Annotated in this window: 14 protein-coding genes and 1 riboswitch; of the genes, 6 read left to right on the top strand and 8 right to left on the bottom strand. The window is 70.9% G+C overall.

Translation table 11 applies throughout. From position 1 onward, the window contains the following. Nucleotides 1-271: 271 nt before the first annotated feature. The gene (locus RM609_RS33420) at nucleotides 272-412 is read left to right on the top strand and encodes a hypothetical protein (protein ID WP_311616309.1); all 141 of its coding nucleotides are present in this window, start codon (nucleotides 272-274) and stop codon (nucleotides 410-412) included. 97 nt (nucleotides 413-509) lie between these two features. After that, on the top strand, nucleotides 510-872 hold the full coding sequence (locus RM609_RS33415) for a hypothetical protein (RefSeq protein ID WP_311616307.1): 363 nt from the start codon (nucleotides 510-512) through the stop codon (nucleotides 870-872). A gap of 13 nt (nucleotides 873-885) precedes the next feature. Here the strand turns inward: RM609_RS33415 and RM609_RS33410 are convergent, their stop codons facing one another. The 5 genes from RM609_RS33410 to thrC form a co-directional block, all read right to left on the bottom strand. Continuing rightward, nucleotides 886-2,535, bottom strand: a complete 1,650-nt coding sequence (locus tag RM609_RS33410; protein WP_311616306.1) for a DNA repair helicase XPB — start codon at nucleotides 2,533-2,535, stop codon at nucleotides 886-888. A 171-nt stretch (nucleotides 2,536-2,706) separates the two neighbouring features. Then, a complete protein-coding gene (gene groL / locus RM609_RS33405) occupies nucleotides 2,707-4,329 on the bottom strand; it encodes a chaperonin GroEL (RefSeq protein WP_311616305.1) in 1,623 nt (540 codons plus the stop codon). A 332-nt stretch (nucleotides 4,330-4,661) separates the two neighbouring features. After that, nucleotides 4,662-4,865, bottom strand: a complete 204-nt coding sequence (locus RM609_RS33400; RefSeq protein ID WP_004954158.1) for a cold-shock protein — start codon at nucleotides 4,863-4,865, stop codon at nucleotides 4,662-4,664. Nucleotides 4,866-5,370: 505 nt separating this feature from the next. Next, nucleotides 5,371-5,646: a MoaD/ThiS family protein gene (locus RM609_RS33395; protein WP_311616301.1), complete on the bottom strand. Its 276-nt coding sequence runs from the start codon at nucleotides 5,644-5,646 to the stop codon at nucleotides 5,371-5,373. Between the two features lie 55 nt (nucleotides 5,647-5,701). Further along, complete coding sequence (thrC, locus tag RM609_RS33390; protein WP_438828597.1) at nucleotides 5,702-6,997, bottom strand: threonine synthase; 1,296 nt, start codon at nucleotides 6,995-6,997, stop codon at nucleotides 5,702-5,704. Nucleotides 6,998-7,014: 17 nt separating this feature from the next. Continuing rightward, a riboswitch (SAM riboswitch) is annotated at nucleotides 7,015-7,158 on the bottom strand. A gap of 152 nt (nucleotides 7,159-7,310) precedes the next feature. Between thrC and RM609_RS33385 the strand changes: the two genes are divergently transcribed. The 3 genes from RM609_RS33385 to RM609_RS33375 all read left to right on the top strand — a co-directional run bounded on the left by RM609_RS33385 (nucleotide 7,311) and on the right by RM609_RS33375 (nucleotide 10,809). After that, nucleotides 7,311-8,258 carry a glucosyl-3-phosphoglycerate synthase gene (locus RM609_RS33385; protein ID WP_311616297.1) on the top strand — a complete coding sequence of 316 codons (948 nt, stop codon included), beginning with the start codon at nucleotides 7,311-7,313 and terminating at the stop codon, nucleotides 8,256-8,258. A 102-nt stretch (nucleotides 8,259-8,360) separates the two neighbouring features. Next, a complete protein-coding gene (locus tag RM609_RS33380; RefSeq protein ID WP_311616295.1) occupies nucleotides 8,361-9,866 on the top strand; it encodes an alpha,alpha-trehalose-phosphate synthase (UDP-forming) in 1,506 nt (501 codons plus the stop codon). Nucleotides 9,867-10,056: 190 nt separating this feature from the next. Next, on the top strand, nucleotides 10,057-10,809 hold the full coding sequence (locus tag RM609_RS33375) for a hypothetical protein (RefSeq protein ID WP_311616293.1): 753 nt from the start codon (nucleotides 10,057-10,059) through the stop codon (nucleotides 10,807-10,809). A 19-nt stretch (nucleotides 10,810-10,828) separates the two neighbouring features. Here RM609_RS33375 and otsB read toward each other — a convergent pair whose 3' ends face one another. The 3 genes from otsB to RM609_RS33360 all read right to left on the bottom strand — a co-directional run bounded on the left by otsB (nucleotide 10,829) and on the right by RM609_RS33360 (nucleotide 13,287). Beyond that, nucleotides 10,829-11,668, bottom strand: coding sequence for a trehalose-phosphatase (gene otsB / locus RM609_RS33370; RefSeq protein WP_311616290.1), 840 nt, complete (start codon nucleotides 11,666-11,668; stop codon nucleotides 10,829-10,831). Nucleotides 11,669-11,741: 73 nt separating this feature from the next. After that, the gene (locus RM609_RS33365) at nucleotides 11,742-11,981 is read right to left on the bottom strand and encodes a DUF3263 domain-containing protein (RefSeq protein ID WP_311616289.1); all 240 of its coding nucleotides are present in this window, start codon (nucleotides 11,979-11,981) and stop codon (nucleotides 11,742-11,744) included. 52 nt (nucleotides 11,982-12,033) lie between these two features. Next, nucleotides 12,034-13,287: an extracellular solute-binding protein gene (locus RM609_RS33360; protein WP_311616288.1), complete on the bottom strand. Its 1,254-nt coding sequence runs from the start codon at nucleotides 13,285-13,287 to the stop codon at nucleotides 12,034-12,036. A 281-nt stretch (nucleotides 13,288-13,568) separates the two neighbouring features. On the opposite strand from RM609_RS33360, the gene RM609_RS33355 reads away from it, so the two are divergent. After that, nucleotides 13,569-14,471, top strand: coding sequence for an SIS domain-containing protein (locus RM609_RS33355; protein WP_311616286.1), 903 nt, complete (start codon nucleotides 13,569-13,571; stop codon nucleotides 14,469-14,471). Nucleotides 14,472-14,697: the final 226 nt, after the last annotated feature.

Raw genomic sequence — 14,697 nt, 5'->3', positions numbered from 1 at the left:
GACGGACGAGCGGGAGCCGCCGGTTTCCGTCCGGACGGCGGCGCTCCCGGGAACGTCGTCGCGAGGCGACGCGGGAGGCGGCGGGAAGGGTGGATTGTAGTCAGTCGTCCCGAGGGCGCGCGAATGATTTTTCCGCGCGCCCCTGGGAAGGATCAGGGGCGCCGTCCATCTCCGGTAGGGCACCCCATGGGTCTGGGGTAGTACGGCCCACCCTCGCGTTTACACCGGCAGGCCGACGTCCGAGGGCATTCCGGAAACCATCATGGAAGACATGACCACCACTTCCGTCATCCCGGACACCGCCCCCTCGTTCACCTTCGCCGACGCCCTCCGCGCGATCAAGGCCTTCGCGGGCGCGGCCGTCAGCGTCATCCTCCTCGGCGCCCACACCGACGAGCGCCCGGCCGTATGACGCCCACCGACCTGAGCGCAACCTGAGTACGTACTCCCGTACGAACTGAGTACGTCGTCCCTACCCGGCCGCCCACCCCGCTGGTTGGCTGAGCCGCATGAGGAACGCGCCCCGCACCACCATCCCGCTGTACACCCTGCCGGACGTTGACTCCAAGGCCTGGGTGACGAGCGCGCTGGCCGCCGTCGTGATGCTGCCGCTGCTGGCGTTCGACCTGATGTTCATCGGACTGTCCCCGATGGCCACCGACAGCTGCGGCCCCGACCACTGCAGCGCCGCCCTCAACCACGCCCTGCTGGCCGCCCCCATCGTCTGGCTGGTCGCGCTGGCCCTGCTGATCACCACCTGGGCCCTGCCCTCGCGCAAGCGCTTCCGCGAGCCGCGAGTGATCACGGCTCTGCTCTCCGCGGCGGCCGGGCTCGCGTGCCTCTCCATCCTGGCCAACCTGCCAACCGGCTGACGACGGACGTCCCTCAGGCGTCCTCCTCCGTCAGCAGCGAATCCGCGTCCACGATCCGGTACGCGTACCCCTGCTCCGCCAGGAACCGCTGGCGGTGCGCCGCGAAGTCCTGGTCGACCGTGTCACGGGCGACCACCGAGTAGAAGCGCGCCTCGTGCCCGTCGGCCTTCGGGCGCAGCACCCGGCCCAGTCGCTGGGCCTCCTCCTGCCGGGAGCCGAAGGTGCCCGACACCTGGATGGCGACCGTCGCCTCCGGCAGGTCGATCGAGAAGTTGGCGACCTTGGAGACGACCAGCACCGAGATCTCGCCCGCCCGGAAGGCGTCGAAGAGCTTCTCGCGCTGGGCATTGGACGTCTCGCCCTTGATCACTGGCGCGTCCAGGTGCTCGCCCAGCTCGTCCAGCTGGTCGATGTACTGGCCGATGACCAGCGTCTGCTCCCCCTTGTGCTTGCGTACCAGGGCCTCCGTGACCTTCCGCTTGGTGGCGGTCGTCGCGCAGTACCGGTACTTCTCCTCCACCTCGGCCGTCGCGTACGCCAGCCGCTCGGAGTCGGTGAGGTTGACGCGCACCTCGACGCAGTCCGCCGGGGCGATATAGCCCTGCGCCTCGATCTCCTTCCAGGGCGCGTCGAAACGCTTGGGGCCGATGAGGGAGAAGACGTCCGACTCCCGCCCGTCCTCGCGCACCAGCGTCGCGGTCAGCCCGAGCCGCCGCCGGGCCTGGAGGTCGGCGGTGAACTTGAAGACGGGCGCCGGCAGCAGATGCACCTCGTCGTAGACGACCAGGCCCCAGTCGCGGGAGTCGAAGAGCTCCAGATGCGGGTAGACGCCCTTCCGCCTGGTCGTCAGCACCTGGTAGGTGGCGATGGTGACCGGGCGGATCTCCTTTCTCGTACCGCTGTACTCGCCGATCTCGTCCTCGGTCAGCGAGGTCCGCTTCACCAGCTCGTGCTTCCACTGGCGGGCGGAGACGGTGTTGGTGACCAGGATCAGCGTCGTCGCCTTCGCCATGGCCATCGCGCCCGCGCCCACGAGCGTCTTGCCGGCGCCACAGGGCAGTACGACCACGCCCGAGCCGCCGTGCCAGAACCCCTCCACGGCCTGCCGCTGGTACGGGCGCAGGGCCCAGCCGTCCTCGGCGAGCTCGATGGGGTGCGCCTCGCCGTCCACGTACCCGGCGAGGTCCTCGGCGGGCCAGCCCAGCTTGAGCAGCGTCTGCTTGATCTGACCGCGCTCGGAGGGGTGCACGGCCACGGTGTCCGGGTCGATCCGGTTCCCCACCAGCGGCTGGATCTTCTTCGAGCGGAGGATCTCCTCCAGCACGGGCCGGTCGGTGCTCTCCAGCACCAGGCCGTGGGTGGGGTGCTTGAGCAGCTTCAGCCGCCCGTAGCGGGCCATGGTCTCGGCGATATCGACGAGCAGGGCGTGCGGCACGGGGTAGCGGGAGTACGAGACGAGCGCGTCGACGACCTGCTCGGCGTCATGCCCGGCGGCCCGCGCGTTCCACAGCCCCAGCGGGGTCACCCGGTAGGTGTGGATGTGCTCGGGCGCGCGCTCCAGCTCCGCGAAGGCGGCGATGGCGCGCCGGCACTCGTCGGCACGCTCGTGGTCCACCTCCAGCAGCAGGGTCTTGTCGCTCTGGACGATCAGGGGTCCGCTCACGCCACGGCCTTCCACTTCGCGCACGGGGAGAAGCTTCCAGTGTCCCCCATCCGGGGCGGTACGGGCGTGGCGCCCGGGACCGGGGGCGGAAACGCCACCGGGGCGGCACCCCCCGTGAGGAGGGTGCCGCCCCGGTGAAGCGCAGGACGGTCGATCAACCTGTCAGGTCGATCAGAAGTCCATGTCACCGCCCGGCATGCCGCCCGGAGCGGCCGCGGCGGCCTTCTCCGGCTTGTCGGCGATGACGGCCTCGGTGGTCAGGAACAGCGCGGCGATGGACGCGGCGTTCTGGAGGGCGGAGCGGGTGACCTTCGCCGGGTCGATGATGCCCTCGGCGATCATGTCGACGTACTCGCCCGTGGCGGCGTTGAGGCCGTGGCCGACAGGAAGGTTGCGCACCTTCTCGACGATGACGCCACCCTCGAGACCACCGTTGACGGCGATCTGCTTGAGCGGGGCCTCCAGGGCCAGCTTCACGGCCTTGGCACCGGTGGCCTCGTCGCCGTCCAGCTCGAGCTTCTCGAAGACCGCGGAGGCCTGCAGCAGGGCCACGCCACCACCGGCGACGATGCCCTCCTCGACGGCCGCCTTCGCGTTGCGAACGGCGTCCTCGATGCGGTGCTTGCGCTCCTTGAGCTCGACCTCGGTCGCGGCACCGGCCTTGATGACGGCAACGCCGCCGGCCAGCTTCGCGAGGCGCTCCTGGAGCTTCTCGCGGTCGTAGTCCGAGTCGCTGTTCTCGATCTCGGCGCGGATCTGGTTGACGCGGCCCTGGACCTGGTCGCTGTCACCGGCACCGTCGACGATGGTCGTCTCGTCCTTGGTGATGACGACCTTGCGGGCGCGGCCGAGCAGGTCGAGACCGGCGTTCTCCAGCTTGAGGCCGACCTCCTCGGAGATGACCGTGCCACCGGTGAGGATGGCGATGTCGCCCAGCATGGCCTTGCGGCGGTCGCCGAAGCCCGGGGCCTTGACGGCGACGGACTTGAAGGTGCCGCGGATCTTGTTGACGACCAGCGTGGACAGGGCCTCGCCCTCGACGTCCTCGGCGATGATCAGCAGCGGCTTGCCGGACTGCATGACCTTCTCGAGGAGCGGCAGCAGGTCCTTGACCGAGCTGATCTTCGAGTTGACGATCAGGATGTACGGGTCGTCGAGCGACGCCTCCATACGCTCCATGTCGGTGGCGAAGTACGCCGAGATGTAGCCCTTGTCGAAGCGCATACCCTCGGTGAGCTCCAGCTCCAGACCGAAGGTCTGGGACTCCTCGACGGTGATGACGCCTTCCTTGCCGACCTTGTCCATGGCCTCGGCGATGAGCTCGCCGATCTGGGTGTCGGCGGCGGAGATGGAGGCGGTGGAGGCGATCTGCTCCTTGGTCTCCACGTCCTTGGCCTGCTCGAGCAGGGCGGCGGAGACGGCCTCGACGGCCTTCTCGATACCGCGCTTCAGGGCCATCGGGTTGGCACCGGCGGCCACGTTGCGCAGACCCTCGCGGACCAGCGCCTGGGCGAGGACGGTCGCGGTCGTCGTGCCGTCACCGGCGACGTCGTCCGTCTTCTTCGCGACCTCCTTGACCAGCTCGGCGCCGATCTTCTCGTACGGGTCCTCGAGCTCGATCTCCTTGGCGATGGACACACCATCGTTGGTGATCGTGGGGGCGCCCCACTTCTTCTCGAGGACGACGTTCCGGCCCTTGGGGCCGAGGGTGACCTTGACGGCGTCGGCGAGCTGGTTCATCCCGCGCTCGAGACCGCGCCGTGCCTCCTCGTCGAACGCGATGATCTTGGCCATGTGAAGTGGTCCTCCCAGGACGGGGTGGAGAGACTGCTCCGGACCGCGCTGGCGCCCGCGACGGACGGCCTGCGTGCCCTGCGGTTCCTTGCCCCGCTTGGCCCGTAGACCTCACCGACGGTCCAAATCTGTCACTCTCACTCGGAGAGTGCTAAGCCCAATGATTAGCACTCGACCCCTGCGAGTGCAAGCGCCTCGCATCAACCTGCCCCGCGCGGGGGGAACCCACACATGGGCGCGGCGCGGGCGTGGCGCGGACGCACGAGGGGCCCGCGTCTTAAAGACGCGGGCCCCTCGGCGAGCTGAGTGAGCCGGTGGTCGATGCGCGCCGGTCAGGCGGTCACCTTGACCATGTCCGCCTGCGGCCCCTTCTGGCCCTGCGAGATCTCGAACTCGACCCGCTGCCCCTCCTCGAGGGTGCGGTAGCCGTCCATCTGGATCGCGCTGTAGTGGACGAAAACATCCGCACCACCGTCGACCGCGATGAAGCCGTACCCCTTCTCCGCGTTGAACCACTTGACGGTGCCCTGAGCCATGCCTAACTCCCCTATTACTGGCCCTTGCGCAGGACCGCACCTCGCGGACCCGGGTCAGACCTCACCCCCAGACAGGATGGGGGTGTGCGCCGGAACGCGTCGACCGCCGCTGAATGTATCTGCACGGATGCCGTCTGCAACAGGTCAGTCGGACGAGAATTCCGGGCGCGGCCGATCGGTTATTACCACCGATTTCGCCAGCTTCTTGGGCAAGTCGGACCGGGCATAACGCAACCAACCCGGCAATTCGTGCACATGTTGTGGGCACAACTTGACGGGTTCTCATATGCGTTCGGCAGTGACACCGGAGGGGGAACGCCCCAACTGTATCGCGGTTCAACAGACGGAATCACCCCGTCCGTTTTACGGGCGGGGTGATTCCGGTGAATTCCGCAGGAACGCTTTGAAAGGGTCGGGCCAAGGGTCCGGCGGCCCGGAGCTCGGCCCAGAACCCGGCCCGGACCCCGGCACGGCCCAGGGCCGCCCAGGGCCGGGGCGCCCTCGGTCAGCCGCCGGCGACCGCGGGAATGATCGACACTCCGGCACCATCCGGAGTGACCGCCTCCAGTCCGCCCTCGAACCGTACGTCGTCGTCATTGACGTACACATTGACGAAACGGCGCAGCTTTCCGTCGTCGTCGAGAACGCGCGCGGCGATTCCGGGGTGGTTCTTCTCCAGGGAGGCGATGACTTCGCCGAGAGTGGCTCCCTCGGCGGGGACTTCCGCCTTACCGGCGGTGTAGGTGCGAAGGATGGTGGGGATTCGGACGTTGACGCTCATGGGGTCACCTTTTGGTTTAAGAAGCCGGGGAATAGGGAAACGGTGGCCGCGCGCGTTAAAGCCCCGCCGCCCGGAAAGCGTCGAGCGAAGGCGGAATCGTCGCCGTCGGTCCCGCCGCCACCGCGTCCAGCGTCTTGAGGCCGTCGCCCGTGTTGAGCACGACGGTGGTCAGCGACGGATCCAGCCGCCCGTCCTCCAGCAGCTTCCGGGTCACCCCGACCGTCACCCCGCCCGCCGTCTCCGCGAAGATCCCCTCCGTACGGGCCAGCAGCCGGATCGCCTCGACGATCCGCTCGTCGTCCACGTCCTCCACGGCCCCGCCCGTGCGCCGGGCGATGTCGAGCACGTACGGCCCGTCCGCCGGGTTGCCGATGGCCAGGGACTTGGCGATGGTGTCCGGCTTCACCGGCCGCACCACCTCGTGCCCGTCCTTGAAGGCGCGCGAGACCGGCGCGCACCCCTCGGCCTGGGCGCCGAAGATCCGGTACGGGCGGTCCTCGACCAGTCCCAGCGCGATGAGCTCCTTCAGCCCCTTGTCGATCTTCGTCAGCTGCGATCCCGAGGCCACCGGCACCACGATCTGGTCCGGCAGCCGCCAGCCCAGCTGCTCGCAGATCTCGTACGCCAGGGTCTTGGAGCCCTCCCCGTAGTAGGGCCGCAGATTGACGTTGACGAACCCCCAGCCCTCGCCCAGCGGGTCGCCGATGAGCTCGCTGCAGAAGCGGTTCACATCGTCGTACGTGCCCTCGATGCCCACCAGGTCGCCGCCGTAGACCGCCGCCATCACGACCTTGCCGGCCTCCAGGTCGTGCGGGATGAAGACACAGGACCGCAGGCCCGCGCGCGCCGCCGCGGCGCCCACCGCTCCCGCCAGGTTCCCCGTCGAGGAGCACGAGAGGGTGGTGAAGCCGAAGGCGCGCGCCGCCTCGACGGCGATGGCGACGACGCGATCCTTGAAGGAGTGCGTGGGGTTTCCGGAGTCGTCCTTGACGTACAGCCCGCCGGTGACGCCCAGCTCGCGGGCGAGGTTGTCGGCCTTGACGAGCTTGGTGAAGCCGGGGTTGAGGTTCGGCCGGTCCGCGACGTCGGCGGGTACGGGCAGCAGGGGGGCGTAGCGCCAGATATTCGCGGGTCCGGCCTCGATACGGCGGCGCAGCGCCTCGGGGTCCCCGGCGGGGAGTTCGTAGGCCACCTCAAGGGGGCCGAAGCAGCCCACGCAGACGAAGGAGGGACCGAGCGGGAAGCGCTCGCCGCACTCGCGGCAGGAGAGCGCCACGGCGGGACCGAAGGAGGCGACGGAGGGGTCGGTGACACGTACGGAGGTACGACTTTCAACGGCTTCGACAGCCATGGAGGCGAGGCCCTTTCTCCTCATCTTCCTCGCGGCGAACGTCGCCACGAGACGGAATTGGCACCTTCCCCGCCGGGAGCCTCGCCGTGTGAACGGTGAGACCGGCTGGAGGGTTGCCGGGGCTTCAACGGGCCGTATCCCTCTGCCCCTCTGGATGAGCGGTATGGCGCTGGGCGGACCCAGGCGTTTGTGCGCGTGACGACCCCCGACATAGGACGGCCGTCCGCGTTGTTCAAGACTGTAACGGAAGGGATGGTCGCTTGAGAGGGCCGTCCGAACCGCGAGATGCGTCACAACGACAGGAGTTATGCACGTGCTGGAAGAGGTGGAACGCTGGCTCGCCCGGCGGTCCTGGTCCGCCGCCGACCGTCCGCTCGACCAGCTGCTGGCCGCGAAAGGGGACACGGGCACCACGGTCAGCGTGGTGCTGCCGGCGCTGAACGAGGAGGCGACCGTCGGCGAGATCGTGGCGACGATCCGCCGCGAGCTGATGTCGGAGTCCGTCCCCCTGGTGGACGAGCTGGTGGTGCTGGACTCCGGTTCCACGGACCGCACCGCCGAGGTCGCCGCGGCGGCCGGCGCGCGCGTCGTGCACCGGGACGAGATCCTGCCGCGACTGCCCGCGCTGCCCGGCAAGGGCGAGGTGCTGTGGCGGTCCCTGCTGGTGACGACGGGCGACGTCGTCTGCTTCGTCGACGCCGACCTGAAGGACTTCTCCAGCGCCTTCGTCTCGGGGATCGTCGGCCCGCTGCTGACCGATCCCGAGGTGCGGTTCGTCAAGGCCATGTACGACCGCCCGCTGGGCGAGGTCGCGGGGCAGGGCGGCCGGGTCACCGAGCTGGTGGCGCGCCCGCTGCTCAATCTCCACTGGCCGCAGCTCGCGGGCTTCGTCCAGCCGCTGGGCGGCGAGTACGCGGCCCGCCGCTCGCTGCTGGAGCGGCTGCCGTTCCCCGTGGGCTACGGCGTGGAGCTGGGCCTGCTCGTGGACGCTCTGCACACGGTGGGCCTGGACGCGCTGGCGCAGGTCGACGTGGGCGTGCGCAAGCACCGCCACCAGGACGGCCGGGCGCTGGGCCGGATGGCCGCGACGATCTACCGCACGGCGCAGCTGCGGCTGGCCCGGGGCCATCTGGTGCGCCCGGAGCTCACCCAGTTCGAGCGCACGGCGGAGGGGTTCGTACCGCGGACGTACGCGGTGGACACCGAGGAGCGGCCACCGATGGCGGAGATACCGGAGTACGCCCGGCGGCGCGCGGCGTAACCGCCAGGAGAAGGGCCGGAGAAGGGAACGGGACGTTCCCGTGTGCCACCCGACGGGCCGTGCGTACGTTTGAGCGGTTCCCCGGGCGGCAAGGCTGGCGACATGGTCGCTGAGCATCCCCCGTCCGCCCCGGAAGCCACTGCCCCGGTAGCCGCCGCACCCATCGTCGTGGCGTCCAACCGGGGGCCCGTCTCGTACGCGCTGCGCGAGGACGGCTCGCTGGCGGCGGGCCGGGGCGGCGGCGGGCTGGTGTCCGGGCTGAGCGAGATCGGGCGGGACCCCCAGGGCGCGGCGGCGGTATGGGTGTGCGCGGCGCTGGGCGAGGGCGACCGGCTGGCGGCGGGGCGCGCGGGCCGAAGACTCGACCCGGCCGACACGGGCGGGCTGCGGGTGCGGATGCTGGACATCCCGGCCGGGACGTTCTCCGCCGCGTACAACGGCGTGGCCAATTCCGTGCTGTGGTTCGCCCACCACATGCTCTGGCAGACCCCGCTCGAGCCGGTGTTCGACAAGGAGTTCCGGTCTCAGTGGGCGGCCTACGAGGCGTACAACACCGCCTTCGCGGACGCGATCGCCGAGGAGGCGGCCGAGGGCGCCGTCGTGCTCGTCCAGGACTACCACCTCACCCTCGTCCCCGGGCTGCTCCGGACCCGCCGCCCCGACCTGCGCATCGGCCACTTCTCCCACACCCCCTGGGCCCCGCCGGACTACTACCGGCTGCTGCCGGACGACATCGCCGAGCAGGTGCTGCGCGGCATCCTCGGCGGCGACCGTGCGGCCTTCCTGACCCGGCGCTGGGCGGAGGCGTTCGCCGCGTGCTGCGCGGACGTCCTGAAGGCCGAGGTGATCCGTGAGGAGGACGGGACGGCGGCGGCGGTCCGCTTCGCGGGCCGTACGACGCGGCTCGGCGTGCACGCGCTCGGCGCGGACGCGGACTTCCTGCGCGAGCGCGCGCACCGGCCGGACGTGGAGGAGCGGCTGGCGGCCCTGCGGGAGCAGGTCGGCCCGGGACGCCGGACGATCCTGCGGGTCGACCGCACGGAGCTGTCCAAGAACATCGTGCGCGGCCTCCACGCCTACCGCCGGCTGCTGGAGGACCGGCCGCACTGGCGGGGCAAGGTGGTGCACATCGCCTTCGCCTACCCCTCCCGGCAGGACCTGAAGGTCTACCGCGACTACACCGCCGAGGTGGAGCGCGTCGCGGAGTCGATCAACGCCGCCTTCGGCACGGCGGAGTGGCAGCCGGTGATCCTCCATGTGAAGGACGACTTCGCCCGCTCCCTGGCCGCCTACCGGATGGCGGACGTGGCGCTGGTCAACCCGATCCGCGACGGTATGAACCTGGTGGCCAAGGAGGTCCCGGCCGTCTCCGACCACGGCTGCGTCCTCGTGCTGTCCCGCGAGGCGGGGGCGGCGGCGGAGCTGGCCGAGGACGCGATCGTCGTCAATCCGTACGACGTCGAGGCGACGGCCCGCGCCCTCCACCTGGCGCTGCTGATGGACCCGGGGGAACGGGCGGAACGGGCCAAGCGGTTGGCGGCGGCGGCGACGCGGTTGCCGCCGGCGCGGTGGTTCACGGAGCAGCTGGCTGCGCTCCAGGAGCGCTGAGCGCTCCATCGGTTGTCGGTTCACCGCGAGCCGGTGGGGCTTGGTCGCGCCCACGCGGCGGTAGCCGCACATCGACACTGCCCCGCGCCCCTTACGGGGCGCGCACGGCGCATTCGCCGGACCCGCCCGTGCGGGCCGACGCCTCCACTGCCGGGTACCCCCAGCGGGCTGGGCGGGTAGCCATGGCTTCATGCCGAACGCTCAGCGCTGGGCCGCTCTCGCGGCGGCCGCCACCACGCTCATAGCCGTTACCGCCACCGGCTGTTCCTCGGACTCCGACAGCGGCAAGGACGCCGGCTCCAAGGCGGCGAAGGCCAGTCCGTCGGGCACCCCGTCCCCGTCCTCGTCCTCGTCCTCGTCCCCGCCCGGAGGGGGCGCCGTCGCGATCCCGGCCGGCCCGGGTCCCCAAGGCTCGTACACCGTGCAGAACCAGCCCCCGCCCGGTACGTGCTCCTACCGCTACACCGCCACCAAGGAGCCGCTGCCCGACCCCAAGTGCACCCCGGGCGCCACCAATCCCAAGGTCACCCAGGCGACCCTCAAGACCACCATCTGCCGCAGCGGCTACACGTCCGACATCCGTCCCGGCACGAACATCACCGGCCGGGAGAAGACCGCGAACGCGGCGTCGTACGGCTACAAGGGGCCGATGAAGGACGCCGAGTACGACCACCTCATTAGCCTCCAGCTCGGCGGCGACCCCAATGACGCGCGCAATCTGTGGGTCCAGCCGCCCTCCCCCGGCCACAAGGCGGGGGCAGGGCCGAACAATCCGAAGGACGTCGTCGAGAGCAAGCTCAAGGCGGCGATCTGCTCGGGGAAGACCGAGCTGGTGAAGGCCCAGCAGGCGATCGCCAAGGACTGGACGACCGCGCTGTCCACCCTGGGTCTCACGAACGAGAAGCCGGCGGCCAAGGACCCCAAGGCGGAAGACGGCGAGTAGAGGGGGAAGCAGAAGGGAGTCAGCCGAGCCGCTCGGCCAATCCGGCCAGCAACTCCACCACTCCCGCCGGCCCGTCCACCACGAGGTCCGCCCGCTCGGCGAGCACGGCGACCTCGGCGCTGCCGCTGCACACCAGGGTGCCCGGCACCCCCTCGGTGCGCAGCTTCTCGACCGCCGCGAAGGCGGCGAGGTCGCCGAGGTCGTCACCGGCGTAGAGGACGGCGGAGGCGCCGGACTCGCGGACGTACTCGGCGAGGGCCACGCCCTTGTCCATGCCCGGCGGCCGCAGCTCCAGCACCAGCCGGCCGGGTTCGACGATCAGGCCGTGGCGCTCGGCGAGGGCGGCGAGCGGCGCGCGCAGGGCGTCGTAGGCGGCCTGGGGGTCCGCGGCGCGGCGGGTGTGGACGGCGATGGCGCGCCCTTTGTCCTCGACCCAGGTGCCCTGCCAGGAACCCGACCGGTCCAGTACGCCGGGGAGTTCCGCCTGCACGGCGGCGACACCGGGGTGGGGGGCGGGGGCGTGGACGGTGCCGGTGACGGCGTCCCAGCGCTCGGCGCCGTAGTGGCCGAGCACCACCAGGTGCTCCAGCCCGGGGACCCCGGCGAAACCGCCGTAGCGCACGGCGACCCCGGCCGCGCGGCCGGTCACCACGGCCACCGACCCCAGGCGAGGGGCGAGCCGGGCGAGGGCGGGCACGGCGCCGGGGTGGGCGCGGGCCCGCTCGGGGTCGGGCACGATCGGCGCGAGCGTGCCGTCGAAGTCGAGGGCGACGACCGCGCGTTCGGGCCGCGCCAGCAGCGCGGCCAGGCCGTCACGGCCGGCCTCGGTCACGGGTTCCGGGAGGGGGTGGCTGCCCATACAGGCGACCCTACCGGGGCGCCCGCCACGGAGGCGGGCGGTTGTACGACGTATTGCGACGTATACCGTCCGCTCAGCGGCGCTCGCGCCGCTCGTCCCGCAGCCGCCGCAGCCGGTTGACCGTGACGGGGTCGTGGGCGAGGGCGCGCGGGTCGTCGAGGAGGGCGTTGAGCAGCTGGTAGTAGCGGGTGGGCGTGATGCCGAGGCGCTCGCGCACGGCGCGCTCCTTGGCGCCCGGCCCCGGCCAGGACATCCGCTCCAGGGCGAGCACGGCGAGATCGCGCTCGGACAGCCCGCCCTGGTCGTCGCTCATGCCGTCCAACCTAGTCGTCAAACCTGACGGTCCGCCTCAACGGCCCGCGAGCTCATCGGCCCGCGAGCTCCGCGGCCTCCGCCTCGCGCTGGATCTCGCCGAGCACGGCGGCCGGGTCGCCGCCCTTCTGCACGACCGAGCCGATCTTCTCCTTGATCGTGGCGCTGACCTTGGCCCAGGAGGTCTTGTCGGCGGGGTAGAAGTCGGCGGTCTGGAGCTGGGAGAGGAACGGCCAGAGGCTCTCGTAGCGGCGGTCGCCCTGCATCGCCGCGGAGGCGGACTCCGTCACGGGCAGCAGCTCGTACTGGCCGACGAAGCTCAGCACGCTGTCCTTGCTGAAGATGAAGTCGAGCAGGGTGCCCAGCTGGTCGCGGTGGCCGTTCTGCTTGAAGGCCATCATCCAGTCGGCGACGCCCATGGTGGAGCTCGCCTTGCCCTTGACACCGGGCAGCGGGGCGGTCTGGAAGTCGATCTTCCCGGCCTTGGCCTGCTGCATCAGGGTCGGGTGGCCGTGGAGCATGCCGACGTCGCCCTTGCAGAACGCGTCGAAGACGTCCTGGCGGTTGGTGCGGGCCGGGTCGGTCGGGCCGGTGAGGCCCTTGCCGACGAGCTCGTCGCGCAGCCAGGCGAAGGCCTTGACGTTGGCCTCGGAGCTGATCGTGTAGGCACCGGTGTTGTCGGTGTAGCCACCGCCGCCGCCCAGCATCCACAGCATGGTCTCGGCGGGCGCCTCCTCGGGGCCCAGCGGCACGCCGAAAGGTATCTTCACGCCCGCGGCCTTGAGCTTGACCGCCGCGGCCTGGACCTCGTCCCAGCTCTCGGGCGCCTTTACGATGCCCGCCTTGAGGAACAGGGTCTTGTTGTAGAAGAGCATGCGGGTGCTGGAGACGAACGGCAGGCCGTACTGCACCCGGTGGACCTCGCCCGCCTTGGTGAGCGAGGCGATGAAGTCCGCCTGGGTGGGCACGGAGATCATCTGGTCGGCGCTGTAGAGCTTCCCGGCCGCGGCGAAGTCGGCGTACGCGCCGATCTGCGCGATGTCGGGGGCCTTGCCGGCCGCGACCATGTCGGCGACCTTCTTGTCGACCTCGGTCCAGCTGTAGACCTCGACGTCGAGCTTGATGCCCTTGTTCTTGGACTCGAAGTCCTTGGCGAGCTGCTCCCAGTACTTCTTGGAGCTGTTGGCCGGTTTGTCACCATAATCCGCCGCGACGAGCTTCAGCTTCTTGTCGCCGCCGGGGCCGGAGCTCCCGCACGCCGTCAGCGCCGGCGCCAACGCCGCAGTCGCGGCACCCGCCGCCGTCATGCCCAAGAACCGCCGCCGCTGCACTACTGCTACCCACCTTGTGGTTCGTGTTCGCCGTGTGGAGACCGTGGAATCTCCCCCCTGGGATTCGCGAGTCCCGTGGAGACCGTGAGTTTCTCCCGCGCGCAACCATACGGTCTACGGCTCCGGGGTTTCGCTTCGGTATCGCCGTACCGCTCTTCCCCCAGGTCACGGGGGCCTGCTATGCACGGGGACGACGCTCGACCTGCTGACGCTCGACCTGCCGTACGCATCCCGCGCATCCCGCAAGGAGCAAGCACATGAAGCCGTCCCCGTCCCTCACCCACCGTGAACTCGTCACCCAGCCGGAGAGCTGGCGCCGCGCGGCCCGGGCCGCGACCCACACGACGGGCCTCCCCGCCCCGGGCGAACGCGTGGCGGTGACCGGCTGCGGCACGTCGTGGTTCATGGCCCAGGCGTACGCGGCGCTGCGCGAGGCGGCCGGGCAGGGCGAGACGGACGCGTTCGCCGCGTCCGAGTTCCCGCGGGGCCGCGCGTACGACCGCGTCGTGGCGATCACCCGCTCCGGTACGACGACGGAGGTGCTGCGCCTGCTGTCGGAAACGGCGGGCACGCCCACGCTGGCGCTCACCGCGGACCCCAAGACGCCCGTCATGGACGCCGCGACCGACACGGCCGTCCTGGACTGGGCGGACGAGGAATCCGTCGTCCAGACCCGCTTCGCGACGACGGCCCTCGCCTTCCTCCGCGCGAGCCTTTCGCCGTCCGGCGCGGCGACTGTGGCGACGGCGGCGGACGAGGCGGAACGGGCCCTGTCGGCACCCTTGCCGCCCACCCTCCCGGCAGCGGAACAGTGGACGTTCCTGGGCCGTGGCTGGACGTACGGCCTGGCCCAGGAGGCGGCGCTGAAGATGCGGGAGGCGGCGGGGGCGTGGACGGAGGCCTACCCGGCGATGGAGTACCGGCACGGTCCGGTGGCCATCGCGGGGCCGGGGCGGGTGGTGTGGTCGTTCGGGCCATTGCCGGATGGGTTGGCGGCGGACGTGGCTGCGACGGGAGCCACGCTTGTCGCGGAGCCGGGCCGCGATCCGATGGCGGAGCTGGTGCGTGCGCAGCGGCTCGCGGTGGCGGTGGCGGAGTCCAGGGGGCTGGACCCCGACGCGCCGCGTCACCTCACGCGCAGCGTGGTGCTTTCCGGCTGACGGCCGGTGGGTGGTTTCCGCGCCTTCGGCGCGGGTTTCGCCCACCCACCCGCCCGATCACCCGGAACGTGAGGGGGCGGGGTGGGGTGGATGGGCCCTGGTAGGGGCGTAAAGAGCTCTTCGCCGCTGGAGCCGAGTACGGGGCACCCTTCACCGAAGTGGCAGGCACCGCGAAGAGGTCAGCCCCGTAAGGGCCCGTCCACCCCCCCCCGGCCCCGCCCCCCGC

The organism is Streptomyces hesseae, from assembly GCF_031845785.1.
Classification (GTDB): domain Bacteria; phylum Actinomycetota; class Actinomycetes; order Streptomycetales; family Streptomycetaceae; genus Streptomyces; species Streptomyces hesseae.
This window is presented reverse-complemented; position numbering and strand designations above follow the sequence as displayed.

Coding starts and splice junctions, on each gene's coding strand:
- RM609_RS33420 (WP_311616309.1), top strand. CDS start 272: ATGACCACCACTTCCGTCATCCCGGACACCGCCCCCTCGTTCACCTTC.
- RM609_RS33415 (WP_311616307.1), top strand. CDS start 510: ATGAGGAACGCGCCCCGCACCACCATCCCGCTGTACACCCTGCCGGAC.
- groL (WP_311616305.1), bottom strand. CDS start 4,329: ATGGCCAAGATCATCGCGTTCGACGAGGAGGCACGGCGCGGTCTCGAG.
- RM609_RS33400 (WP_004954158.1), bottom strand. CDS start 4,865: ATGGCTCAGGGCACCGTCAAGTGGTTCAACGCGGAGAAGGGGTACGGC.
- RM609_RS33395 (WP_311616301.1), bottom strand. CDS start 5,646: ATGAGCGTCAACGTCCGAATCCCCACCATCCTTCGCACCTACACCGCC.
- thrC (WP_438828597.1), bottom strand. CDS start 6,997: ATGGCTGTCGAAGCCGTTGAAAGTCGTACCTCCGTACGTGTCACCGAC.
- RM609_RS33380 (WP_311616295.1), top strand. CDS start 8,361: ATGGTCGCTGAGCATCCCCCGTCCGCCCCGGAAGCCACTGCCCCGGTA.
- RM609_RS33375 (WP_311616293.1), top strand. CDS start 10,057: ATGCCGAACGCTCAGCGCTGGGCCGCTCTCGCGGCGGCCGCCACCACG.
- otsB (WP_311616290.1), bottom strand. CDS start 11,668: ATGGGCAGCCACCCCCTCCCGGAACCCGTGACCGAGGCCGGCCGTGAC.
- RM609_RS33365 (WP_311616289.1), bottom strand. CDS start 11,981: ATGAGCGACGACCAGGGCGGGCTGTCCGAGCGCGATCTCGCCGTGCTC.
- RM609_RS33360 (WP_311616288.1), bottom strand. CDS start 13,287: ATGACGGCGGCGGGTGCCGCGACTGCGGCGTTGGCGCCGGCGCTGACG.
- RM609_RS33355 (WP_311616286.1), top strand. CDS start 13,569: ATGAAGCCGTCCCCGTCCCTCACCCACCGTGAACTCGTCACCCAGCCG.